This window comes from Ruegeria sp. YKSF131 (genome assembly GCF_059612645.1).
Map to the genome: position 1 here is coordinate 1 of NZ_JBXWQZ010000004.1, position 22,827 is coordinate 22,827.

The window sequence follows — 22,827 nt, forward strand, 5'->3', positions numbered from 1 at the left end:
AACAGCGGAGGGAGCCTGAGGTGACGATACACAGGCAGGATATTGTCGCAGAAGCGCGCAGCTGGTTGGGGACGCCTTATGTGCATCAGGCCTCGACCAAGGGGGCGGGCACGGATTGTCTGGGCCTGCTGCGCGGCGTCTGGCGCGCCGTGATCGGGCAGGAGCCCGAGGCGGTTCCGGTCTACAGTCTGGACTGGTCCGAACCGCAGGGCGAGGAACGCATGTGGGCGGCGGCGCGGCGGCATCTGGTCGAAAAACCGGCCGCCGATTTCGCGGTCGCAGATGTGCTGCTGTTCCGGATGCGCGATGGCAGCGTGGCCAAACATCTTGGCATCGTCAGCGTCGCAGGCTCTGAGCCGAGGTTCATTCACGCCTATTCCGGTCATGGCGTCGTCGAGAACGCGCTGAGCGGGCCATGGCGTCGCAGGGTTGTTTCCTGTTTCGAATTCCCGTTGGAGGTGCTCTGATGGCTACTATTCTTCTTTCCGCAGCCGGGGCGGCGCTGGGCGGGTCAATCGGTGGCACCGTTGCGGGCCTGTCCACCGCGATCATAGGCCGGGCCATTGGCGCAACGGTCGGGCGGGTCATCGATCAGAGGTTCTTCAGCCAGTCCGTTATGGGCAGTGGCAGCGAAGTCGTCGAAACAGGCCGCATGGACCGGTTCAGGCTGACGGAAACCGGCGAGGGCGCGCCGGTGACCACTGTCTTTGGGCGTATGCGCGTTGGCGGTCAGGTCATCTGGGCGTCGGACTTTCTTGAGACCGAGACCCGGGAAACGCAGGGCGGCGGAGGCGGGGGTAAAGGCAAACCCAAGGCCCCCGAAGTGACCACCGTCAGCTACAGCTATTCGATTTCGCTGGCCATTGCCGTTGGTGCAGGCGAGATTGCCGATGTCGGGCGCATCTGGGCAGACGGGGAAGAACAGGACCGATCCGGGCTGAACATGCGCATCTATCACGGCACGCAGGATCAGTTGCCCGATCCCCTGATCGAAGCAATCGAAGGGGCGGGCACGGTACCAGCCTATCGCGGTACAGCCTATGTGGTGATCGAGGATTTCCAGCTTGCGAGTTTTGGCAACCGGGTGCCGCAGTTCTCGTTCGAGGTGGTGCGCCCCGCGCAGCGCGACATGCCTGATTACCCAAGCTCCTTGCCGCAAATCGTGCGCGGGGTGGCGATGATACCGGGCACGGGCGAGTATGCGCTGGCCCGTTCGCAGGTGAATTATACGCAATCCGGGTCAAGCTGGGCGGCCAATGTGCATTCTGCGTCCGGTGTATCGGATCTTGTGAGCTCGACCCGTGCGCTGGAGACCGAGCTGCCAAATTGCGATGCGGCCTCGTTGGTGGTTTCTTGGTTCGGTGACGATCTGAGATGCGGCACATGCAGGATCCGGCCCAAGGTCGAACAGAGCGACACGGACAGCCGCAACATGCCCTGGATCGTGTCGGATCAGGTCCGAAGCACGGCGGGCCAGGTCGCGCGGCAGGATGGTCGCCCGGTCTATGGCGGAACACCCGCAGACCCGGCGGTGGTCGAAGCGATCCGTCACCTCAACCAGTCGGGTAAGCGGGTCATGTTCTACCCGTTCATCCTGATGGAGCAATTGCAGGGAAACGGGCTGCCGGACCCCTGGTCGGAGGCCGCAAGCCAGCCCCATCTGCCTTGGCGGGGACGGATCACGCTGGATGTGGCACCGGGGCGCGCGGGGTCTGCTGATCAGACCGCTGCGGCGGACGCGCAGGTGGCCGCGTTCTTTGGGACAGCAAGTGCTGCGGATTTTACGATCAACGAAGGCTTTGACGACCCGGTAGGCTCGGGCGGCGGCAGTGGCTCGGGCCCGTTGCTTGGCGGGCGGCCGGATGATCGCGGGCTTGGCGATCTGCAATGGCTAAACGGTGGTGGCACGTTTGGCGGCTTGCTTGGCAATGGTCCCGTTCGGGCCACGAAAATCGTCAAATATTCTGGCCCGCAGGAATGGGGCCTGCGACGGTTCATTCTGCACTATGCCATGTTGTGCAAGGCGGCTGGTGGAGTGTCGTCCTTCTGTATCTCATCCGAGATGCGTGGCCTGACTCAGATCCGGGGGGCCTCGGGGTTTCCTGCCGTTGCGCAACTGAGTGCGCTGGCGGCAGAGGTGCGCCAGATTCTGGGTCCGGACACCAAGATCGGCTATGCGGCGGATTGGAGCGAGTATTTCGGATACCAGCCCGACGGAAGCGGAGACAGGTATTTTCACCTCGACCCGTTATGGGCGGATGACAACACCGATTTCATTGGCATCGACAATTACATGCCGTTGTCTGACTGGCGTGATGGCGAAAGTCACGTAGACGCCGAGGAAGGTGCGCCGTCGGTCTACGACCTTGGGTATCTGCGCAGCAATATCGAGGGGGGCGAGGGGTATGACTGGTATTATGCCTCGCCGGAAGAGGCCGAGGCACAGATCAGAACGCCCATCGAAGATCAGGAGCATGATGAGCCATGGGTCTGGCGGTACAAGGACCTGCGCGGCTGGTGGTCAAATCTGCACCACGAGCGGATCGGTGGCGTTCGTCAACCCAATCCGACCGACTGGGTGCCCGGATCAAAGCCGATCTGGTTTACCGAGTTGGGATGTGCGGCAATCGACAAGGGCACGAACCAGCCGAACAAGTTTCTGGACCTGAAATCGTCTGAGTCGCTGCTGCCTGCATATTCAAACGGTCTGCGCGACGATTTTATTCAGGTCCAGTACCTTGCAGCGACCCTTGGATATTGGAGCGACCCGGACGTCAACCCGGTGTCGCAAGTCTACGGCGGGCCAATGCTGGATTTGGCGAATGCCTATGTCTGGGCGTGGGATACCCGCCCGTTTCCGACCTTTCCCAATCTGCGAAGCCAATGGGATGATGGGGCGAACTATGACCGGGGGCATTGGCTGAACGGCCGGTCCGGCTCGCGGACGCTGGCCTCGGTCGTGACTGAGATATGCCACGCGGCAGGGGTGACGGATATCGATGTTTCCGGGCTTTATGGCGTGGTTCGGGGATATGTCTTCGAAGATGTGACAAATGCGCGGTCGGCTTTGCAGCCGCTGATGATGCGCTATGGGTTCGACGCGATCGAACGGAACGGCATCTTGCGCTTTCAGATGCGCGATGGCTATGGCGCGATTGCCCTGAATCCCGATCATCTGGCGATCAGCGGTGATCTGGATGGCACGGTTGAACACCGGCGTGAAGCCGAGGCCGAGATGACGGGCCGCGTGCGCCTGCGTTTTGTCCAGTCGGATGCGGATCACGATCTGGTTGCGGAAGAGGCGGTTCTGCCCGAGGACAGCACGCATTCGGTCTCGGTCAATGAGATGCCGCTGTCCATGACACGCACCGAAGGTCGGCAAACGGCTGAGCGCTGGTTGAGTGAGGCCCGTGTTTCCCGCGATACGGTGCGGTTTGCCTTGCCGCCATCACTGCTGCATCTGGGCGCAGGTGATTTGGTGCGGTTGTCAGAAACCGAAAACAGCCCCCTTTACCGGATTGACCGTCTGGAATCGGCCGATCTGCAACTGGTCGAAGCGGTCCGGGTTGAACAAGGTGTGTACAAGGCATCGCACCTGCGCGACGACCCGGCGGTTGTCAGGCCCTATGCCGCGCCCGTTCCAGTGTTGCCGGTGTTTCTGGACCTGCCGATGATCACCGGGGCAGAGATCCCGCATGCACCTTATCTTGCGGTGACCGCTGATCCCTGGCCGGGGGCCGCGACGGTTTATTCCTCCTCAACCGATGAGGGGTACAGCCTGAGTGATGTGATCACCGGTGAGGCCATTGTGGGCGTGACCGAAACACCGCTGAGGCGCGCCAGCATCGGCGTCTGGGACGAAGGCCCAGCGGTGAAGGTGCGGCTGTTGGCCGGTCAGCTGGAATCGCGTCCGCGTGGCGCGGTTCTGAACGGTGTCAATCTGGCGGCCATCGGCGACGGAACACCCGGCAACTGGGAGGTTTTCCAGTTCTCGGATGCCACGCTTGACTCCCCCGGCGTTTACGCGTTGTCCGGGCGGTTGAGGGGCCAGTTGGGGTCGGATGCCCTGATGCCGGATGTCTGGCCGGACGGGTCCCTTTTCGTGTTGCTGAACGATCAGGTGCAGCAGATCAACCTGTTGCGCAACGAGCGGGGGCTGGCCAAACACTATCGCATCGGCCCGGCGACCCGTGGTTACGACGATCCGGCTTACCAGCACCTGATCGCCTCATTCGATGGCAATGGTTTGCGCCCGTTTTCCCCGGTTCACCTCCGGGTGCGATCCGACGCAACCGGCGATCACCTGACCTGGGTGCGGCGCACCCGGTTGGATGGGGATGACTGGTCAGGGCTGGAGGTTCCACTGGGCGAGGAAAGCGAATCCTATCTCGTGCGTGCCTTTGCGGGGGGAACCCTTGTTCGTGAAGAGATGACATCCCTTCAGGGCTGGTCCTATTCGGCGGCGATGAAGGCGGCAGATGGTCTGACCGGGTCATATGAGGTCGGGATTGCGCAGGTGTCGGCCATTTACGGCCCCGGTGCGATGGCGCGTTTGGTTGTCGGATAAGCGGCCTGATGCGACCGGTTTTGCATGGTGATGTAAGTGCCGCGGCGCGCGCCTTGTTGGCGGCGCCACCGACCGAGCGGACCCGCTTATGCGCCCGGATGATCCATGAAGCGGAACTGGCCGACAATCACCGCGCGCGCACGGGTCGGCTGCATCCGGTTTACGGCAACGGATCGTTGATGGCGGTTGCGCGCAACAGGGTGCTGGCGGACGAGCCGGGGTTTGACGATTTGCAATATTGTCAGTGTTTTTCGACGGTTTTGCACCATCTTGCCGAGTTTCTGATCACCCGGTCGCGCAGCTGACACATTTGCTGGCGGCCAGATCCAGAGACAATCGTCCATCGGGAATACGGTCGCCACAATCCTCGCAATACCCGTACTCCCCCTCGTCCAGCCGCATAAGCGCGGCCTGAAGGCGGCGGGTTTCAACATTGCGATTCACCTGTTGCGCCTTTGCCATCGCCTGGTTTTGCAGCGCATCCATGCGGCTGAGCCGACCAACCGCCTGCTGATCCAGCTCAACAACGGCCTGAGCCTGTTGGCCTGATGCGGACAATTGATTCAGTTCGGCCAGACGCTCGCGAATTCGTGTTTCAAAATATGCGCGTTCAGACTCATTCATTTTCGTTGTATCGCGGATCACGGGTTTGCGTTTGGCCTTTTTGCCACTAAATGGCATTCTAGGCGCAGCAAAGGATCAAAAGCTATGTTTGAAAAACGCAGCCCTGTGACACCGGTCGATCCGGTCTGGAACCGTATCACATCCGAAGCCCAAGCAGCCGTCGAGACGGAGCCGCTTATGGGCGGGCTTGTACACGCCTGTATTCTGCATCACCGCAGCCTTGAGCGTGCACTGTCCTATCGGATCGCGGCCAAGCTGTGTTCGAACGAAATGTCGATGATGGTTCTGCGTGAGATCGTGGACGAGGCCTATGCAAACGATTCCGGATTGCTGGAAGCCGCCCGCGCCGATCTGATGGCGGTTTATGAGCGTGATCCGGCCTGCCATCGGTTGTTGCAGCCGATCCTGTATTTCAAGGGCTATCAGGCCATGCAGGCCTATCGCGTGGCGCACTGGCTGTGGCGCAAGGGGCGTTTTGATCTGGCCTATTTCTTCCAGATGCGATCGTCGGAGATATTCGGCATCGATATTCACCCGGCCGCGAGGATCGGCAAGGGGATCATGATCGACCACGCCCATTCCATCGTCATCGGTGAAACCGCCGTGGTCGGAGACAACGTGTCGATGCTGCATTCGGTGACGCTGGGCGGAACCGGCAAGGAGGAGGAAGACCGCCATCCCAAAATCGGAGATGGTGTTCTGATCGGGGCCGGGGCAAAGGTTCTGGGTAACATCAAGGTCGGCCATTGCAGCCGTATCGCCGCCGGTTCGGTGGTGTTGCAGGACGTTCCGCCGTGCAAGACCGTTGCCGGTATCCCGGCCAAGATCGTGGGCGAGGCCGGATGCGATCAGCCGTCGATCTCGATGGATCACATGCTGGGCAAAGATCAGTAGGTTGATTTGAAATAACAAAAAAGGCCGCCTCGATATTCGAGGCGGCCTTTTTTTTCGCGAGGTCGGTATGGCTTACGCCAGCATGACCATCGGGTTTTCCAGATTGTCGACAATGGCCTTGAGCAGCTCGGCCCCCAGCGCGCCGTCGATGACCCGGTGATCAACGGACATGGTGACAGACATCACCGTTGCCACGGTCAGCTCGCCATCATCCCCGACAACCGGTTTCTTGACGCCGGTGCCGACGGCCAGAATACCGGCATGGGGAGGGTTCACGATGGCGTCGAAATTGTCGATGCCGAACATGCCCAGGTTCGAGATGGCAAAGGTGCCGCCCTGATATTCATGCGGAGCCAGCTTGCGTTCGCGTGCGCGGGCGGCAAGGTCTTTCATCTCGGTCGAAAGGGCTGACAGGGATTTCATGTCAGCATCTTGCAGGACCGGCGTGAACAACCCGCCTTCGATTGCGACGGCAACAGCCACATCTGACGGTTTCAGTTGCAGCACCCGGTCACCTGCCCAGACGGCATTACAAGCCGGAACCTGCTGCAACGCGTTGGCGACAGCCTTGATGATGAAGTCATTGACGCTTAGCTTGACGCCGCGGCCTTCGAGTTGCTTGTTCAACTGACCACGGAATTTCAGCAGCGCATCAAGCTTGATATCGCGGCGCAGGTAGAAATGCGGAATGGTCTGTTTGGCCTCGCCCAGACGTGCGGCGATGGTTTTGCGCATACCGTCGAGCTTGATTTCCTCGTACGGGCGGCCTTCGTACATCCGCGCGACCATATCCGCCGATGGACCAGACGGAGCTGCTGGGGCAGCTGCGGGCGCGGCGGCGGCGGGAGCAGTGGCAGGAGCTGCTGCCGGAGCGGTGGCAGTTGCGCCTTCAACATCAACCTTGACGATGCGACCATGCGGGCCGGAACCGGCAATCTGCGTCAGGTCGAGACCTTTTTGCGCAGCAATCCGGCGGGCCAGAGGCGAGGCAAAAATCCGACCACCATCAGCCTTGGCCGGAGCGGCCGGGGCAGGGGCGGCCGCCTCGGGTGCCGCTGGCGCGGCAGCCTCGTTGCCCGCGACGGCTGCGGGGGCAGCCGCCGTGGCTGCAGCCGGGGCCGTGCCAATGTCATCGGCGCTTTCGCCATCTTCCAGCAGAACCGCGATGGCGGTGTTGACCTTGACCCCTTCGGTCCCCTCGGGGATCAGGATCTTGCCGATGGTGCCTTCGTCAACGGCCTCGAACTCCATCGTGGCCTTGTCGGTTTCGATCTCGGCCAGCAGGTCACCGGAGGAGACGGTGTCGCCTTCCTTGACCAGCCATTTGGCGAGCGTGCCTTCCTCCATCGTCGGGGACAGGGCGGGCATCAGAATTTCTGTAGGCATCTGTCTGTCGCTCCTTACCGGTAGGTCACTTGTTTGACGGCGGCGATCACCTCATCGGTGGTGATCAGGGCCAGCTTTTCGAGATTGGCGGCATAGGGCATCGGAACGTCCTTGCCGGTGCAGTTGATGACCGGTGCGTCGAGGTAATCAAACGCCTCCTGCATCACGACCGAACTGATGTAGCTGCCGACGGACCCCTGCGGCCAGCCTTCTTCCACTGTCACCAGACGGTTGGTCTTCATCACCGAGTTGATGATGGCGCCAGTGTCCATCGGGCGGATGGTGCGCAGGTCGATCACTTCGGCGCTGATGCCGTCTTCGGCCAGCTTGTCGGCAGCTTCCAGCGCGTATTGCATGCCGATGCCAAAGCTGACGATGGTCACGTCCGAGCCCTCGCGCCAGATGCGGGCCTTGCCCAGCGGAATGGTCAGGTCATCCACCTGCGGCACTTCGAAAGAGCGGCCGTAGAGGATTTCGTTTTCCAGGAACACAACCGGGTTGGGATCGCGGATGGCCGATTTCAGCAGACCTTTGGCATCAGCGGCTGAATAGGGCATGACGACCTTCAGACCGGGGATCTGCATGTACCACGCGGCATAGTCCTGGCTGTGCTGTGCGGCCACGCGGGCCGCGGCCCCGTTGGGCCCCCGGAACACGATGGGGCAACCCATCTGACCACCGGACATATAGAGCGTTTTGGCCGCAGAGTTGATGATCTGGTCAATCGCCTGCATGGCGAAGTTGAAGGTCATGAATTCGACAATCGGTTTCAGACCGCCAAAGGCCGAACCCACCGCGATACCGGCAAACCCGTGTTCGGTGATCGGGGTGTCGATCACGCGTTTGGAGCCAAATTCATCCAGCAGACCTTGCGAGATTTTATAGGCCCCCTGATATTCAGCGACTTCCTCGCCCATCAGATAGACGTTTTCATCGCCGCGCATTTCCTCGGCCATTGCATCACGCAAGGCTTCGCGCACGGTTTCGGATTTCATTTCAGCATCCGCGGGCCAGTCGGGTGACAGGTCCACCGCTGGAGCCGCGGGGGCTGCTGCGGCAGGAGCCGGGGCCGGGGCTGCTGCGGGGGTGGCCTCGGGCGCCGCTGCCGCTGCGGGGGCTGCTGCGGGCAGGGCAGAGGCGTCTTCGCCTTCTTCGACCAGCACCGCGATGGGGGTGTTCACCTTGACCCCTTCGGTGCCCTCGGCGATCAGGATCTTGCCGACGATGCCTTCATCGACGGCTTCGAACTCCATCGTTGCCTTGTCGGTTTCAATCTCGGCCATGATGTCGCCCGAGGATACGGTGTCGCCTTCCTTGACCAGCCATTTGGCCAGCGTGCCCTCTTCCATCGTGGGGGAAAGGGCGGGCATGAGAATTTCGGTTGCCATGTCTTATTCGTCCTCTCAGGCGTAAATGTCAGTCCAGAGCTCTTCGACCGAAGGCTCGGGGCTTTCTTTCGAGAATTCGGCGGCCTGATTGACGATCTCCTTGATTTCCTTGTCGATCGCTTTCAGGTCATCCTCGGTCGCGTGCTTTCCGGTCAGCAGCAACTCGCGCACGTGTTCGATCGGGTCGCTTTGTTCGCGGACCTTCTGAACCTCTTCGCGGGTCCGGTACTTGGCCGGGTCGGACATCGAGTGGCCGCGATAGCGGTAGGTCTTGATTTCCAGGATATAGGGGCCTTTGCCCGCGCGGCAGTGCGCGACAGCCTTTTCGCCTGCTTCTTTGACCGCCAGCACATCCATGCCGTTGACGATCTCGCCCGGAATGCCGAACGCTTCGCCGCGATGGAAGATGTCTTTGGTCGAGGTCGAACGGGACTGAGCGGTGCCCATGGCGTATTGGTTGTTCTCGATCACGAAAATCACCGGCAAGCCCCAGATGGCCGCCATGTTGAAGGTCTCATACACCTGACCCTGGTTCGCGGCACCGTCCCCGAAATAGGTGAAGGTAACGCGGCCGTTTTCCTTGTACTTGTCAGCAAAAGCCAGCCCCGCGCCCAGCGGAACCTGCGCGCCGACGATACCATGCCCGCCGTAGAAATGCTTTTCTTTCGAGAACATGTGCATCGAGCCGCCCTTGCCCTTGGACAGGCCACCGATGCGCCCGGTCAGTTCGGCCATCACGCCGCCCGGATCCATGCCACAGGCCAGCATGTGACCGTGGTCGCGATACGAGGTGATGCGCTTGTCGCCTTCCTCTGCAGCGGCCTCAAGCCCGACAACAACGGCCTCTTGTCCGATATAAAGGTGGCAGAACCCGCCGATCAGGCCCATGCCATAAAGCTGACCGGCCTTTTCCTCGAATCGGCGGATCAGCAGCATCTCGCGGTAGTATGTCTGGAGTTCTTCCGCAGAAACATTTGGTTTCTTTGTGGTTTTTCGCGCAGCCATCGTGGCGATCTCCCCCTTTCGGACAGATAGTTTAGCGTTAAACTATCTCATAAAGCATTTGAGGCTTTCTGGCGAGGGGAAATGTGACGCAGCGTTCGGCACGGCGCATCCTGGCCGAAACGCCGGGCCTGAGTTGCCTTTTCTGAAAAGGGTCGTTGATCAGCGGATCACAATTTCGTCCGACCGGATCATGCCCAGAACCGAGCGCGCCTGCTGATCCAGCAGGTCCAGATCCAGATAGGTGTCGGACAGACGCCGTGTCAGGTTTTCCATCTCGGCGATTTCGACATTCAGTTTTTCCAGACTGCGTGACAGAGCGTCCCGTTCCGCCGCAATTTCGACCCGCCGAAACAGGCCGTAATCCCCCTGAACGGCGGCGAAGGTGAAATACACACCCAGCATGAAAGCCACCGAGAAGAAGAGAACTGCACCCAAACCGGGCCGATGGGAACGGGACACTCTGTTTACCGCCGTATGAAAACTTGCCTCAATAACGGGCTCTTTCCGAGCCTCTGATCGCACTATGTCACAGGCGATTCGGGTTGTGAATCCCCTGATTCGGTTTTTTCATCAGTATTTCGTGTGCGTCCCGGTTAAAGCTCAGCGCCAGGACTGAAGCTGCTGATTTCTTGCAAGCGTCTGCTCTTTCATACAGGTCCAGTAGAACATGGGCGCAGCGCTGCCGCCGCCGGACAGTTCCTTGTCGCAAGTGGCGTCCCGTGTCTTTAGCCACGCACGTTGTTCCGCCAGAAGGGCATCGCCGTTGCCACGCGCATCAGCGACCGGCTTGATCTGTTTCCATAACCGGTTGAGGTTGCGGTCAACGGCTTCCCATTGCTCCTTGGCACAGAAATTTGCGTCAAGCTGTGTCTGGCCACCGCAACTGGATTGTGCTGTTGCAGGCCACGGCATCGCGAGAAGGATGAGCAGGTATAATGACCTCATGACATAATCCCCCGTTCAAATAGGGGATAATACCATGAACCGTGACAAGCGGCCAAATGCGATCAGTGCTGCCTATTGTTCCAGCGCAGCGACACCGGGCAGGGTTTTGCCTTCCATCCATTCAAGGAATGCACCACCTGCGGTCGAGATATAGGTGAAATCCTTGGCCGCACCCGACGCGTTCAGCGCCGCAACCGTGTCACCGCCACCCGCGACCGAAATCAGCTGACCCGAACGGCTGAGGGCTGCGGCTTTCAGGGCCGCGGCATTGGTGGCCGCGTCGAACGGCTCCAGCTCGAACGCGCCCAGCGGGCCGTTCCAGATCAGGGTTTGGCTTTTGTCGAAAATCGTGGTAATCGCTGCGACGCTTTCAGGGCCCGCGTCCAGGATCATGCCATCCGCAGGGCATTGATCGGCGGGCAGAACCTTGTGGGGTGCGTTGGCCTCGAATTTTTCAGCCACCATAACATCACGCGGCAGGACGATCTGGCAGCCCGAGCTTTCGGCCTTGGCCAGAATTTCGGCGGCGGTGTCCTTCATTGCGGTTTCAGCCAGAGATTTGCCAACGCTGATGCCTTGGGCGACAAGGAATGTGTTCGCCATACCACCACCGATCACCAGATAATCGACCTTGTCGATCAGGTTACCCAGCAGTTCCAGCTTGGTCGAGACCTTGGCGCCGCCAACAACCGCCGTTACCGGGCGCTTGGGTGCACCCAGCGCGCTTTCCAGCGCCTGCAACTCGGCCTGCATCAGACGGCCCGCACAGGCCGGCAGCAGACGGGCGATAGCCTCGGTCGAGCTGTGGGCGCGGTGCGCGGCTGAAAACGCATCGTTGCAATAGACATCGCCCAGCTTGGCCATCCCAGCGGCCAGATCGGCGTCATTTTTGGTTTCGGCTGCGTGAAAGCGCGTGTTTTCGAGCAACAGGACCTGGCCGGGTTGCAAGGCACTGGCGGCCAGTTCCGCCTCGGCCCCGACGCAATCGGCAGCAAACAGAACCTTGGCGCCAAAAGCGCTTGCCAATGTCGGGACCAGTTGTTTCAGTGACAGGCTTTCACGCCGTTCGCCACCGGGACGGCCAAAATGAGCCAGAAGGATCGGTTTGCCGCCAGCGGCCAGAATATCGCGTACCGAAGGGACGATCCTTTGGATACGGGTGGCGTCGGTCACAACACCGTCAACCACGGGCACGTTGATATCCACACGCACCAGCACGCGTTTGCCGTTCAGGTCCATATCGTCCAGTGTTTTCCAGCCCATTGTGCGATCCTTGTCATTGGCAACCGATTTAGGCGGTTCTTTTCCTGCATTTTGCCCTCAGGTCAATGCGTCACTTGGCATTCGCACGCGTGCGTCATAGGTATTTGCGCAAGATAAACGACAGGAGGGCCTCATGGCCGAGATCAAAGACCCCGAAAACACAATCATCATCGAGCTGAAAGGCGGCAATGTCGTCATCGAGCTGCTGCCGGATGTAGCGCCTCTGCACAGTGCGCGGATGAAGGAACTGGCCCGTGGCGGTGAATATGACAACGTGGCGTTTCACCGTGTGATCGACGGTTTCATGGCGCAAACCGGCGACGTGCAGCATGGCGATATGGAAGACGGGTTCAACCTGCGCATGGCGGGCACCGGCGGTTCGTCGCTGCCGAATGTTCCGGCAGAGTTTTCCAAGCTGCCCCATGATCGCGGCACGCTGGGTGCGGCGCGCTCTCAGAACCCGGATTCGGCCAACTCGCAGTTCTTCATCAACTTCAAGGACAATCACTTCCTGAATGGTCAGTACACGGTCTATGGCCGGGTTATCGACGGGATGGAGCATGTGGACGCCATCGTACGCGGCGAGCCGCCTGCGAGCCCGGACCGCATGATCAGCGTCAAGGTGGCCGCAGATGCATAAACTGGCTGCGGCTTTTGCCTTGCTGGCAAGCCCGGCGCTGGCCAGCGGTTTGCAGATTGAGGTCGAAGGGGAAGGGGCCAATGGCACAATCTCGATCGACCTGTTCGAAGATGTGGCACCCCAGCATGTGGAACAGATCACCGCGCTGGCTGCTGACGGTCAGTACGATGGCGTCGTGTTTCACCGCGTGATCGATGGCTTCATGGCGCAGACCGGCGACGTGCAATACGGCAACTCGGGCGCGGACGGCTTCGACATGCGTTATGCCGGGCGCGGCGGGTCTGATCGCGCGGACCTGCCGGCCGAGTTCTCGGACGTGAGTTTTGACAGGGGTGTGGTCGGCATGGCCCGGTCCAGCGATCCGGATTCGGCCAACTCGCAGTTCTTCATCATGTTCGCCCCCGGCCCATTTCTGGACGGCCAGTATACCGTGGTTGGTCAGGTGACCGACGGTATGGATGTGGTCGACGCGATCAAGCGGGGCGAAGGTCAGAATGGTGCGATCATCGGTGCACCGGATATGATGAAAAAAGTCACCGTTACCGAATAAGATGATTTAGCCCGGCTCAAGCGCCGGGCTTTTTCTTTGGCCTATTTGTCGATGAAATCACGGATGGCACGGGTATAGTCAACGGGATCCTGAAAAGATGCGAAGTGACTGACATCTTCCAGAACAAGCAATTTGGCTTCGGGGATCGCGTCAGCAATTGCTTGTGAATGCGCCATCAGAATGGCCTCGTCATGTGCGCTTTGAACCACGAGTGTCGGGACGGTGATCGATGACAGCGCCCCGAGCCCACCGGGTTTTTCGGTGCCCCACATGGCGGCAACCCCACCAAGAAATGCCTCGAACCCGTCAGGAGTGGGGGACATGGCCGCATAATCTTGGGCCATCATGCCCACGTAAGTGCCAAACACCTCGTTGGTTTCCACCGAAGGATCGATCCCGTCCAGCGTGACATTGCCTGCATGGGCAAAGTGACTGGCCAGCCGATCCGGGTTGGTGGTCGAGATTGAATACCCGATATTTGCCCCATCGGACCAGCCGACCAGATGCACCTGATCGACCCCCAGATGATCCAGAAGCGCCAGATAATCCTGCGACAACAACGCGTAAGAATAAGGGCTGCCATCGTTTGTGGATCGTCCATGCCCGCGCGTATCCGCCACAATCACCCTGTGGTCCTGCGACAGGTCGGCAACCTGCGCAGCCCAGACATCGGCATGGGCAAGCCCGCCGTGGATCATCAGAACCGGGGTGCCGCCCGCATCGCCATACGTGGCGTAATACATGTCGATGCCGTTGATCTCTGCCGTGCCCGCTTCGGTGGCGGCGGGCATCTGGGGGGCTTGCGGGATGCTCAGCCATTTGTCTTCGGCCCAGCCTGCCGTCGCAGCGCAGCTTAGGAAAAGTGCTATGGAAAATGTCTTCATGGTATCCTCCCGTTGAATTAAAGGCTGTGACCAAGCCAGGTTGGGCGGAAGGATACCGTGTTTTTCAGAAAACGGGATAACTACCTTTCCCGCGCGGATCAGTCATCCGAGGACATTGCTTTCCATATCAAAGCGCCGATTGCGCCGCCAATCAGGGGGGCCACCCAGAACAGCCAGAGCTGAGCCAGAGCCGGGCCGTCGGCAAACAGGGCAACGCCGGTTGAGCGCGCCGGGTTGACGGAGGTATTCGTCACCGGGATTGAGATCAGGTGGATCAGGGTCAGCGCCAGACCGATGGCAATCGGAGCGAACCCGGCGGGTGCCTTTTCAGACGTCGCGCCCAGAATGATCAGAATGAAGAAAGCCGTCATCACGACTTCGATGATCAAAGCCGACATCAACGAATATCCCTGCGGCGAGGCCTCACCATACCCGTTTGACGCGAACCCTCCGACACCTGCGAAATCGGGTGCCCCGCTGACAATCAGGTACAGAACCACTGCGGCAGCGATTGCGCCAACGACCTGTGCGACCCAGTAGGGCAGAAGGTCTTTGGCCGGAAACCGTCCGCCAATCATCAGCCCCAAACTGACGGCCGGGTTGAAATGCCCGCCCGAGATTGGGCCAACTGTGTAAGCCATCGTCAAAACGGTAAGGCCAAAGGCAAAGGAAACACCAAGCCAACCGATGCCCACATCAGCTACGCCTGCCGCCAGAACGGCACTGCCGCAGCCCCCCAGAACCAACCAGAACGTGCCGAAGAACTCGGCAAGTAGTTTCGATGACATAGAAAATCCTCCGCCCAATAATGAGGTTAACCGTAATTCAAGAATTAGCTTATGTTAAATTGTTGCGAACGGGGAATTTTTTTCGAAGCTTCCTCAATCGGGTCAGAACGGACCGCTGTGCCATTGAGCGGGATCAAGATGAAAAAGCTTTGACAGCTGTTCATAGATTGCCGGGTCAGAGGATCTCAGCGCATGTGGTCGTTCAAAGAACACCTCGACCGAAACGGCAAAGAATTCTTCGTGCCCTTCCGCGCCGTAGGGATCGATCACTGTGGGTTTCCCGGTTTCCACGGCGTGAACATGTGTCTTGTAACCGTTCAGAAAGGCGGTTTCCCACTCGCCAAAGCTTTGGTCATTGCTGAGCACGGGAACACCATTGGTTGCGCCCGAGAGGTCATCAAGCTGGTGCGCGAACTCGTGAAAGACGACGTTCCGACCATCGTGATCATTCAGGGCACCGCGCTGGCTATGGGCCCAGGACAGGATCACGGGGCCGCGGTTCCAGCTTTCCCCGCTGCGGATGATTTCCTGTTCGGTGACGACATAGCCACTGTGGCGGCGCTGTTTTGATTTGAAGGCACCGGGGTAAACCAGAATGGTCGTCAGGTTGTCATACCACTGGTCTGTATTCACCACGAGCAGACAGGCTTGCGCGGCAATCGACACCTGCATATCTTCGGTGACGTCCAGCCCGTCGCAGCCGACGAAATCGACCTGATCAAGAAACAGGTTGATCTTTCCTTCCAGCGCCCCGCGCAAGTCTTTGGGCAGCTTCTGGATAATCGGCACCTGAGCGTTCACAATATCGCGCTGGTGCTGGGACAGCGACTTGGCCAGCAAGGTCAGGCGGGTTTGTCGTTTCGACCAGAAGTGAAAGGCCGCAGCGCCAGCGATCAGCGCGACAACCGTCAGAAAAAGCAACATGGATCGACTGTAGCGCGATCAGAAAGGGACGAAAACGGGAATCCCGGATCATCCGGACACTCAAAAGAAATGACGCCACGGGTTTCCCCACGGCGCCCTGACATGAAGTGCAGTCTGCTTACTGTTTGACTTCTGCCGCCGGGTTCGATCCGGCTTTGGCGCTGCGGCCGGGGTTCAGGGGATCGTCCTGACGCTGAACCGAGCCTTCGAAATGCGCGCCGCTTTCAATGGCGATGGTCTTGTGGATGATGTCGCCTTCGACACGGGCGGTCGAGGTCAGGCGAACCTTGAGGCCACGTACGCGGCCAACGATGCGACCGTTGATCACAACGTCATCTGCGGTGACTTCGCCCTTGATCGTTGCCGATTCACCAATGGTCAGCAAATGGGCGCGGATGTCGCCTTCGACAGTGCCTTCCACCTGAATGTCACCGCTGGTCTTGATGTTGCCGGTGATGTGCAGATCCGAGGACAGAACCGAGGCCGGCGGCTTGGGTTTGGGTGCCATTGCAGGTTTCGCGTCAGCCGGAGCAGGAGCCGCTGGGGTCGCCGGAGCGGCAGGTTTGGCCGCCTCAGGTGCTTTGGGTGCGGGCTCGTTGATTTTGCTTTTAGAAAACATTTTTCGCAGCCTTGATGTAAGTCATTGGGTTTACGGGATTTCCGTTCACGCGCACCTCGTAGTGCAGATGCGTGCCGGTGGACCGTCCGGTGTTACCCATATCAGCAATATGATCCCCGCGCGAGACCCTTTGGCCGACCTTTACGTTGATCTTGGTGTTATGAGCATAAAGTGTCTCAATTCCGAACGCGTGCTTGATTTTCACAAGGCGTCCGAAGCCTGATTGCCAACCGGCATGCGTGACCACGCCATCAGCGGTCGCAAAGATATCGGTGCCCGTTGCTGCAGCAAAATCCGTGCCGTTGTGCATCCGGCTACCGCCGGTTTTTGGGTCGCGGCGGCGACCATATCCGCTGGTAAAGCGAAACGCGCTTTTGACCGGGCTGGCAAAGGGGGCCTTTTCCGCTGCAATCCGGTACAGGTTCAGCTGATCCATCTGGCGCAGCAACGTGTTCGCGCGCACTTCTTCGGGCGAAAGCTCGTCTTCTTCGCCGCGTGTGCTAAGGGATAAAGGGGTCAGCGGACCGCCCATACCGCTATATCCGCGCCGGACCTCTTCGATGATGCGATCTGTTGGCATTCCGGCCTCTCGGAACATCTTGTCCAGAGGTTCGACCGAAATGACCATCGCCTCTTCCAGCTGGCGGAAAATCTCGTCGCTGCGTTCCTGCATCAGACGGATTTCCAGTTCCAGATCGTCCCGCTGTTCCAGCGCGTCCAGGGCGTTGGTGGCGATCAGGTCGCGTTCTTTGGCGGTCCGCGCCAAGGCGTCGGTCATAAAGGCCATCTGTACCGGGGCGCTGGCAACCGCGGCATACATATCGGAGCCGCTGGTGTCCTGTTTCAATTGGGCCAGCTCTGAGCGCGCCTCTTCGCGCTGTTTCATCGTGGTGCGCAATGTCGTCTGGATGACTTCGATACCTGTCTCAAGCTCGCGGCGACGGTTTTCCGAGGCCAGCAGTTCCGACTGCATCGCGGAAATCTGGTCCAGCGCGGCATTGAACCGGTCCTGAGCGGCCAGCGCCTCATGCGCACGGGCATCGCGTTCTGCCGACAAAGTGTTCAGGCGTTCCTGATAGATGGCCTGATCGCGCTTTGCCTGTTCCCGGAAATTCCCGGCCCCGATGCTGTCCATCAGCAGTATGGCTGTCGCAACCGCTGTCCACCCGACCATGACGGCAACTCCGGCCACTGCGACGACCTGAGTTTCCGAACTGAGCCGGATAAATTTCGTGTCTGTGTCGGATTTCAGAAAGACCCGGCGTTCCGGGAAATGTCTCTCAAGCAGTGAGTGCAGTTTTATTGCCAGACGTGTTCGCACGCGTCCCACCTTTCATCCCCAAGATCGGAACCGGTCGTGAGTGCCTGCCGTCCCTTGGGCCGATTGCATAAAGCGGCAGCGGCGTTCGGGCAAGTTTGTTGACCAATCAGGTGCAAATGGCGCTGAAATCCCGCAAAGATCGGCGAGATTTTGCCGAAAATAACGCAAAAGTGTCAGTTCGAGAGGTCTCCGGGCGCAGGCAGGTCTTCGGTCAGGGGCCAGTAGAAATCGGGGGGCAACCCGGCCTCGGCCCGTTTTTCTTCGTTGAAGGGGGGCTTGAGAACACCGTGGAAGTACCGCCGGACCAGCGCGTGAAACACATCCTTGGGGTCGGCGTTTTCCCGGCCACACAGGAAGTGGAACCATTTTGAGCCGTAAGCGACGTGGCCGACCTCTTCAGCATAGATCACTTCGAGCGCGGCGATGGCCTGTTCGGCCTTGGCCTTGCGGAATATCTCGATCATGCCGGGCGTCACGTCCAGCCCGCGCGCCTCAAGCACCATGGGTACAACGGCCAGCCGCCCCATCAGATCTTCGGCAGTATCCTCGGCAGCGCGCCACATGCCAGCATGGGCGGGCAGGGCGCCGTAGTGGCTGCCCATCTGTTCCAGACAATCGCAAACCATCTCGAAATGGCGCGATTCCTCTTCGGCGCATTTCACCCAATCATCGTAGAACCCGATGGGCATGGGTACATGGCCAAAACGCGCGATGATGTCCCAGTGCAGATCGACGGCGTTCAGCTCGATATGGGCAACCGCGTGCAGCAGGGCAATGCGCCCGGCTTCGGTACCCGGTTTCCGTTTGGGTACCTCACGCGGGGACAACAGCTCGGGCTTGTCCGGGCGCGCGGGGGATAGGGGCGGTGATGCGGTGCCGATCTCGATCGGCTCACCCTCGGCCGTGCGGGAGGTAAACCACGCGGCGGCATGGGCTTTGGACAGGGCGGTTTTGGCCCGCCCGTCCGCTGTTGTCAGAACCTCTGTCGCCATCTGTGTCAGTGTTTTGGGCACCGGGTTGCTCCGCCTTTGGCATGTCAGCGCGGGTGATAGACCGGATGGCGCGGCAGGTCGAGGGGGGCTTAGAGCGCCTTCACCGCTTCCAGCACCTCATCCACATGGTCGGGCACCTTGACCTTGCGCCAGACCTTGGCAATGCGTCCCTCGCTATCAATGACAAAGGTCGATCGCTCGATCCCCATCGATTTCCGGCCATACATGTTCTTTTCAACCCATACGCCATAGTCCTCGCAGACGGTCGAGCCTTCGTCCGACAAGAGCGGAGTGGTCAGCCCGTGTTTGGCGACAAACTTGTCATGCTTGGCGACGCTGTCCCGCGAAATGCCGAAAACGTGAGCCCCTGCCTCGGTAAACGCCTGAAGCTGCTCTGAGAAACCGATGGATTCCTTGGTGCAGCCCGGCGTATCATCACGGGGATAGAAGAACAAAACCACGGTGCCACCGCGCAACGCCGAAAGCGTCACCTCGCCACCGCCGTCGCGCGGCAAAGTGAAGTCGGGGGCGATGTCTGAAACGTCGGGCATTGGAAACTCCGCTAAAGGTTTTTAAAGGCTGCCCTTCATCATAGGGCAACGCGTGCGGGTTGGAAGGCGTGGATAGCAAATTGAAGCAGCACGAAGACGACGAAGCAAAACCGGGCAAGCCCGTGCGCCGTCGGTCGCGCCGCCGCACCGCTGGTCTGTGGGCTATGCGTGGGGCCATCGTGCTGGTGCTTCTGGCGATGTTTACCGGTTTCATGGTCGTGGGACAGAGAATGCACGCGCCGGTCTGGCTGCGCGATAGGGTCGAAGCCCGGCTGGAACGGGCGCTGGGCGGGCTGCAAATCCGGTTTGGAGACGTCAGTTTCATCATTCACGAAGGCTGGCGACCCCGTCTGCGGCTGACCGATGTTGCCATCAGTGACGCGGCGGGCCAGCAGATTGCGCAGGTATCCGATATGCGCGCCAGCCTGGCCATGCGCCCCTTGCTGCGCGGTCAGGTCCGGCCCAAGCGCATCATTCTGAGTGGCGCGCAGATCGCCATGACCCGCGATCAGGACGGGGCGCTGACCCTGACCGTGGGATCGGGCAGCGCGCCGGTTCAGGAAGCGCCGGACCTTGCACAGCTGATCGAGACCTCGGACGAGGTCTTTCAATCTCCGATACTGTCGGCGCTGACCTCGGTCGAACTTGATGCGATTACGCTGGATTACCGCGACCTGCGGCAGGGGCGGTCGTGGGTTCTGGACGGTGGGCATATTCAGGCGAACCGCAGTGATAACGAAGTGCGGCTTGCAACCGGGTTTTCGGTTCTGTCGGGGCGTGACTATGTCAGCAGTATCGAGGCCAACTATACCAGCGTACTGGGCACGCCTGCCGCCAGCTTTGGCATCTCGGTCACCGATCTTCCGGCCGAGGATATAGCAGGCCAAAGCCCGGCCCTTGCCTGGTTGCAGGTTCTGCGCGCACCGATTTCAGGGGCTTTGCGGGGCAGTGTCGATGAAAACGGGGCAACAGGAACCGTGTTCGCAACCCTCAATCTGGGGGCCGGGGCGGTGCAGCCCAACCCGGAAACACGCCCTGTCCCGTTCGAATCTGCCCGTACATATTTCACCTATGACCCGAACGCCCAGATGCTGGACTTCAATGAGGTGTCGGTGGTGTCGGCCTGGGGCACAGTTCAGGCCGATGGAAAGGCGTTTCTGCAAGGGGCTGAAGATGGTGTGCTGGACAGTCTGGAGACACAGTTGCGCTTGTCCGGGATCAATGTGAACCCGGCGAACCTGTTCCCGGAGCCGATTCAGCTGTCGCGCGCCAGCCTGGATTTCAAGATGGCGTTCAACCCGTTCCAGTTGCGCCTTGGCCAGATGACCATCGAGGATCCGGGCCACACCGTGCGCGCCTTTGGTGTTTTGCACGGACGTGCAGATGGCTGGGCTGTGGCGCTGGATGCCCATCTGGATCAGATGAGCTCGGACAATGTTCTGAGCTACTGGCCGGAGCGTCTGGCACCCAAGCCACGGGAATGGGTGACGGAAAACCTCTATCAGGGGGTTTTGTCGGACATGGATTTTGCCCTGCGTCTGGAACCCGGTTCCAAACCGGATCTGTATCTTGATTTTGGGTTCGAGCAGGCCAAAGTTCGCTTTGCCAAGACGCTGCCGCCGATCGAAGATGCACAGGGTCAGGCCAGTCTGATCGACAGCCGGTTTACGGTCACCGCGCAGCAGGGGCTGGTGTTCGCCGATGACGGGGGGAGTGTGGATGCCGCGGGGACGTCCTTCATCATACCTGACACGGATATCAAGAAATCCGCACCCGGCATCGCCCGTATTCAGGCAAAGGGCAGCGTGACTTCTGCGTTGTCGCTGCTGGACCGGCCGCCGCTGGAATTGCTGAGCAAGGCCGGTTTGCCCGTTGACGTTGCCAAAGGCACGGTTGCGTTGACCGGAACGCTGTCCTTGCCGTTGATAAAAGAGCTGAAGTTTCAGGATACCGAATTTCACTTTATCGGAACGCTGGCCAATCTGTCCAGTGACCGTCTGGTGCCGGGATTTTCCATAAGTGCCCCGATGCTGGATATTTCCGGCAATCAGTCGGGTGTCCAGATTCAAGGGCTGGGACAGTTCGGCGATGTTCCGCTTGAGGCGCTTTGGCAGCAGCCCATTGACGGCGAAACCGAACAGCGCAGCACCTTCACCGGCCAGATCGAACTGTCCCCGCGTCTGATGGATGAGATCAAGGCTGGCCTGCCGCCGGGGATGCTGACGGGCAAAGGGGTTGCTGATATTACGCTGGGTCTGGGCGCTGGGGCACCTCCGAAACTGTCTGTTGTTTCGGACCTTCAGGGCGTGGCGCTAGCCATCCCTGAACTCGGTTGGCGCAAAGAGGTAAACACCACAGGATCACTGACTGCGGACGCGACGTTGGGCGCGCAGCTGAAAGTGGACGACCTGCGGATCAATGCAGCGGGACTGCGCACAACCGCATCCATTTCCTTTCACGAAAACGGTGAATATGACCGTGTCCAGTTCAGCTCGTTCGATCTGGGGGACTGGCTTGCGGTTCCGGCGGAACTGATCGGGCGGGGAGCCGCTGTCCCGGATATCCGCGTCCTTGGCGGTGTGCTGAACATGGGGTCTGCAAACTTCGGGGAAAGCGGCGGATCGGGCGGCGGCGGTGCCCCGGGGCCGAAACTGGACGTGGCACTGGACCGTCTTCAGGTTACCGAAACTGTTGCACTGACAGGTTTCCGGGGGGCGTTCCAGACAACCGGCGGCGTAAATGGCACCTTCACAGCGCGGGTGAACGGCGGTGCGGCTGTTGCCGGTCAAGTGACCCCACGGGGAAATCGAAGCGCCGTTGACCTGACGTCGAAAGACGCGGGGGCCGTTTTGCGATCGGCCGGCGTTCTGACACAGGCGCGTGGCGGTGATCTGGACCTCAAGCTTGAACCGGTGGCTGAGCCCGGCAGTTACGACGTCATCCTGAAAATCGTTAATACCCGGATCACCGATGCCCCGGCCATGGCCGCGATCCTGAACGCGATCAGCCTTGTTGGCCTGCTGGACGAGATGGCCGGGCAGGGGATCTTCTTTTCGGCGATTGACAGCCGCATGAGGATATCGCCCACCGACATCAAAGTGCTGAGTGGCAGCGCTGTTGGCCCGTCAATGGGGCTTTCGTTTGATGGAACAATCGACACCGTGAACAGCCTGCTGAACCTGCGGGGGGCGATTTCACCGATTTACCTTCTCAATGCCGTTGGCAGCGTGTTTACCCGCAAGGGCGAAGGTGTCATCGGATTCAATTACACGCTGACCGGGCCGATATCCTCGCCCAAAGTCGCGGTGAACCCTCTGTCCGGTCTGGCGCCCTTGTTTTTGCGTGATCTGTTGCGTCAGCCTGCGCCAAAGGTCTCGGACGGCCCCAATGCTGCGCCGGTGGAACCTGACGAGCCGAAACCGACATTTGGTTCTCCTCCCAGTGACCGCTGACGGGATATAGCCGAATCTTTTGTGGGGTTGTAAG

Annotated in this window: 21 protein-coding genes; 7 read left to right on the plus strand and 14 right to left on the minus strand. The window is 60.0% G+C overall.

Annotation, left to right across the window (positions count from 1 at the left end; genetic code table 11):
• Positions 1-26: 26 nt before the first annotated feature.
• Genes AC2FLZ_RS02495 through AC2FLZ_RS02505 form a run of 3 tightly spaced genes read left to right on the plus strand, consistent with a single transcriptional unit; the run spans position 27 to position 4,872 of the window.
• The gene (locus AC2FLZ_RS02495) at positions 27-467 is read left to right on the plus strand and encodes a C40 family peptidase (RefSeq protein ID WP_496881734.1); all 441 of its coding nucleotides are present in this window, start codon (positions 27-29) and stop codon (positions 465-467) included.
• On the plus strand, positions 467-4,567 hold the full coding sequence (locus tag AC2FLZ_RS02500; RefSeq protein ID WP_496881698.1) for a baseplate multidomain protein megatron: 4,101 nt from the start codon (positions 467-469) through the stop codon (positions 4,565-4,567). Before AC2FLZ_RS02495 ends, AC2FLZ_RS02500 begins: the two co-directional genes overlap by 1 nt.
• Positions 4,568-4,575: 8 nt before the next feature.
• Positions 4,576-4,872 carry a DUF7742 family protein gene (locus AC2FLZ_RS02505; protein WP_496881699.1) on the plus strand — a complete coding sequence of 99 codons (297 nt, stop codon included), beginning with the start codon at positions 4,576-4,578 and terminating at the stop codon, positions 4,870-4,872.
• On the opposite strand, the gene AC2FLZ_RS02510 is transcribed toward AC2FLZ_RS02505, so the two are convergent.
• On the minus strand, positions 4,853-5,248 hold the full coding sequence (locus tag AC2FLZ_RS02510) for a TraR/DksA family transcriptional regulator (RefSeq protein WP_480896735.1): 396 nt from the start codon (positions 5,246-5,248) through the stop codon (positions 4,853-4,855). The two genes, AC2FLZ_RS02505 and AC2FLZ_RS02510, sit on opposite strands and share 20 nt — an antisense overlap.
• 27 nt (positions 5,249-5,275) lie before the next feature.
• On the opposite strand from AC2FLZ_RS02510, the gene cysE reads away from it, so the two are divergent.
• On the plus strand, positions 5,276-6,085 hold the full coding sequence (cysE, locus tag AC2FLZ_RS02515; protein WP_480621950.1) for a serine O-acetyltransferase: 810 nt from the start codon (positions 5,276-5,278) through the stop codon (positions 6,083-6,085).
• 72 nt (positions 6,086-6,157) lie between these two features.
• Here cysE and AC2FLZ_RS02520 read toward each other — a convergent pair whose 3' ends face one another.
• The 6 genes from AC2FLZ_RS02520 to AC2FLZ_RS02545 form a co-directional block, all read right to left on the minus strand.
• Positions 6,158-7,471: a pyruvate dehydrogenase complex dihydrolipoamide acetyltransferase gene (locus tag AC2FLZ_RS02520; protein ID WP_480553773.1), complete on the minus strand. Its 1,314-nt coding sequence runs from the start codon at positions 7,469-7,471 to the stop codon at positions 6,158-6,160.
• A 14-nt stretch (positions 7,472-7,485) separates the two neighbouring features.
• The gene (locus AC2FLZ_RS02525) at positions 7,486-8,859 is read right to left on the minus strand and encodes a pyruvate dehydrogenase complex E1 component subunit beta (protein ID WP_480553772.1); all 1,374 of its coding nucleotides are present in this window, start codon (positions 8,857-8,859) and stop codon (positions 7,486-7,488) included.
• Positions 8,860-8,874: 15 nt separating this feature from the next.
• The gene (gene pdhA / locus AC2FLZ_RS02530; RefSeq protein ID WP_209503593.1) at positions 8,875-9,864 is read right to left on the minus strand and encodes a pyruvate dehydrogenase (acetyl-transferring) E1 component subunit alpha; all 990 of its coding nucleotides are present in this window, start codon (positions 9,862-9,864) and stop codon (positions 8,875-8,877) included.
• 159 nt (positions 9,865-10,023) lie between these two features.
• Positions 10,024-10,323, minus strand: coding sequence for an FtsB family cell division protein (locus AC2FLZ_RS02535; protein ID WP_209503595.1), 300 nt, complete (start codon positions 10,321-10,323; stop codon positions 10,024-10,026).
• A 141-nt stretch (positions 10,324-10,464) separates the two neighbouring features.
• A complete protein-coding gene (locus AC2FLZ_RS02540) occupies positions 10,465-10,809 on the minus strand; it encodes a lysozyme inhibitor LprI family protein (RefSeq protein ID WP_480553771.1) in 345 nt (114 codons plus the stop codon).
• Positions 10,810-10,881: 72 nt separating this feature from the next.
• The gene (locus AC2FLZ_RS02545; RefSeq protein WP_496714780.1) at positions 10,882-12,072 is read right to left on the minus strand and encodes a phosphoglycerate kinase; all 1,191 of its coding nucleotides are present in this window, start codon (positions 12,070-12,072) and stop codon (positions 10,882-10,884) included.
• 133 nt (positions 12,073-12,205) lie between these two features.
• On the opposite strand from AC2FLZ_RS02545, the gene AC2FLZ_RS02550 reads away from it, so the two are divergent.
• Together AC2FLZ_RS02550 and AC2FLZ_RS02555 are read left to right on the plus strand one after the other, a co-directional pair.
• Positions 12,206-12,712 (plus strand): peptidylprolyl isomerase, encoded by a 507-nt coding sequence (locus AC2FLZ_RS02550; RefSeq protein WP_209503601.1) that lies wholly within the window; start codon positions 12,206-12,208, stop codon positions 12,710-12,712.
• Complete coding sequence (locus AC2FLZ_RS02555) at positions 12,705-13,262, plus strand: peptidylprolyl isomerase (RefSeq protein WP_480504760.1); 558 nt, start codon at positions 12,705-12,707, stop codon at positions 13,260-13,262. Before AC2FLZ_RS02550 ends, AC2FLZ_RS02555 begins: the two co-directional genes overlap by 8 nt.
• A 41-nt stretch (positions 13,263-13,303) precedes the next feature.
• Here AC2FLZ_RS02555 and AC2FLZ_RS02560 read toward each other — a convergent pair whose 3' ends face one another.
• The 7 genes from AC2FLZ_RS02560 to AC2FLZ_RS02590 all read right to left on the minus strand — a co-directional run bounded on the left by AC2FLZ_RS02560 (position 13,304) and on the right by AC2FLZ_RS02590 (position 19,341).
• Complete coding sequence (locus AC2FLZ_RS02560) at positions 13,304-14,146, minus strand: alpha/beta fold hydrolase (RefSeq protein ID WP_496881700.1); 843 nt, start codon at positions 14,144-14,146, stop codon at positions 13,304-13,306.
• Between the two features lie 98 nt (positions 14,147-14,244).
• Positions 14,245-14,934: an aquaporin Z gene (gene aqpZ, locus AC2FLZ_RS02565; RefSeq protein ID WP_496808714.1), complete on the minus strand. Its 690-nt coding sequence runs from the start codon at positions 14,932-14,934 to the stop codon at positions 14,245-14,247.
• 102 nt (positions 14,935-15,036) lie between these two features.
• Positions 15,037-15,858: a M90 family metallopeptidase gene (locus AC2FLZ_RS02570; RefSeq protein ID WP_480492991.1), complete on the minus strand. Its 822-nt coding sequence runs from the start codon at positions 15,856-15,858 to the stop codon at positions 15,037-15,039.
• A 118-nt stretch (positions 15,859-15,976) separates the two neighbouring features.
• The gene (locus AC2FLZ_RS02575; protein WP_209596778.1) at positions 15,977-16,477 is read right to left on the minus strand and encodes a bactofilin family protein; all 501 of its coding nucleotides are present in this window, start codon (positions 16,475-16,477) and stop codon (positions 15,977-15,979) included.
• Entirely contained in the window at positions 16,467-17,798 is a 1,332-nt protein-coding gene (locus AC2FLZ_RS02580; protein ID WP_496881701.1) for a DUF5930 domain-containing protein, read from the minus strand. Before AC2FLZ_RS02580 ends, AC2FLZ_RS02575 begins: the two co-directional genes overlap by 11 nt.
• Positions 17,799-17,971: 173 nt before the next feature.
• Positions 17,972-18,790 carry a ferritin-like domain-containing protein gene (locus AC2FLZ_RS02585; protein ID WP_480517766.1) on the minus strand — a complete coding sequence of 273 codons (819 nt, stop codon included), beginning with the start codon at positions 18,788-18,790 and terminating at the stop codon, positions 17,972-17,974.
• Between the two features lie 89 nt (positions 18,791-18,879).
• Positions 18,880-19,341 (minus strand): peroxiredoxin, encoded by a 462-nt coding sequence (locus AC2FLZ_RS02590; RefSeq protein ID WP_480492993.1) that lies wholly within the window; start codon positions 19,339-19,341, stop codon positions 18,880-18,882.
• A 68-nt stretch (positions 19,342-19,409) separates the two neighbouring features.
• Between AC2FLZ_RS02590 and AC2FLZ_RS02595 the strand changes: the two genes are divergently transcribed.
• Positions 19,410-22,793 (plus strand): YhdP family protein, encoded by a 3,384-nt coding sequence (locus AC2FLZ_RS02595; protein WP_496881702.1) that lies wholly within the window; start codon positions 19,410-19,412, stop codon positions 22,791-22,793.
• The last annotated feature ends 34 nt before the right edge of the window (positions 22,794-22,827 follow it).

Excerpts from the sequence above, each read along its gene's own strand:
- AC2FLZ_RS02500 (WP_496881698.1), top strand. The coding sequence starts at position 467 with ATGGCTACTATTCTTCTTTCCGCAGCCGGGGCGGCGCTGGGCGGGTCA.
- AC2FLZ_RS02505 (WP_496881699.1), top strand. The coding sequence starts at position 4,576 with ATGCGACCGGTTTTGCATGGTGATGTAAGTGCCGCGGCGCGCGCCTTG.
- AC2FLZ_RS02510 (WP_480896735.1), bottom strand. The coding sequence starts at position 5,248 with ATGCCATTTAGTGGCAAAAAGGCCAAACGCAAACCCGTGATCCGCGAT.
- cysE (WP_480621950.1), top strand. The coding sequence starts at position 5,276 with ATGTTTGAAAAACGCAGCCCTGTGACACCGGTCGATCCGGTCTGGAAC.
- AC2FLZ_RS02520 (WP_480553773.1), bottom strand. The coding sequence starts at position 7,471 with ATGCCTACAGAAATTCTGATGCCCGCCCTGTCCCCGACGATGGAGGAA.
- AC2FLZ_RS02525 (WP_480553772.1), bottom strand. The coding sequence starts at position 8,859 with ATGGCAACCGAAATTCTCATGCCCGCCCTTTCCCCCACGATGGAAGAG.
- pdhA (WP_209503593.1), bottom strand. The coding sequence starts at position 9,864 with ATGGCTGCGCGAAAAACCACAAAGAAACCAAATGTTTCTGCGGAAGAA.
- AC2FLZ_RS02540 (WP_480553771.1), bottom strand. The coding sequence starts at position 10,809 with ATGAGGTCATTATACCTGCTCATCCTTCTCGCGATGCCGTGGCCTGCA.
- AC2FLZ_RS02545 (WP_496714780.1), bottom strand. The coding sequence starts at position 12,072 with ATGGGCTGGAAAACACTGGACGATATGGACCTGAACGGCAAACGCGTG.
- AC2FLZ_RS02550 (WP_209503601.1), top strand. The coding sequence starts at position 12,206 with ATGGCCGAGATCAAAGACCCCGAAAACACAATCATCATCGAGCTGAAA.
- AC2FLZ_RS02555 (WP_480504760.1), top strand. The coding sequence starts at position 12,705 with ATGCATAAACTGGCTGCGGCTTTTGCCTTGCTGGCAAGCCCGGCGCTG.
- AC2FLZ_RS02560 (WP_496881700.1), bottom strand. The coding sequence starts at position 14,146 with ATGAAGACATTTTCCATAGCACTTTTCCTAAGCTGCGCTGCGACGGCA.
- aqpZ (WP_496808714.1), bottom strand. The coding sequence starts at position 14,934 with ATGTCATCGAAACTACTTGCCGAGTTCTTCGGCACGTTCTGGTTGGTT.
- AC2FLZ_RS02570 (WP_480492991.1), bottom strand. The coding sequence starts at position 15,858 with ATGTTGCTTTTTCTGACGGTTGTCGCGCTGATCGCTGGCGCTGCGGCC.
- AC2FLZ_RS02575 (WP_209596778.1), bottom strand. The coding sequence starts at position 16,477 with ATGTTTTCTAAAAGCAAAATCAACGAGCCCGCACCCAAAGCACCTGAG.
- AC2FLZ_RS02585 (WP_480517766.1), bottom strand. The coding sequence starts at position 18,790 with ATGGCGACAGAGGTTCTGACAACAGCGGACGGGCGGGCCAAAACCGCC.
- AC2FLZ_RS02590 (WP_480492993.1), bottom strand. The coding sequence starts at position 19,341 with ATGCCCGACGTTTCAGACATCGCCCCCGACTTCACTTTGCCGCGCGAC.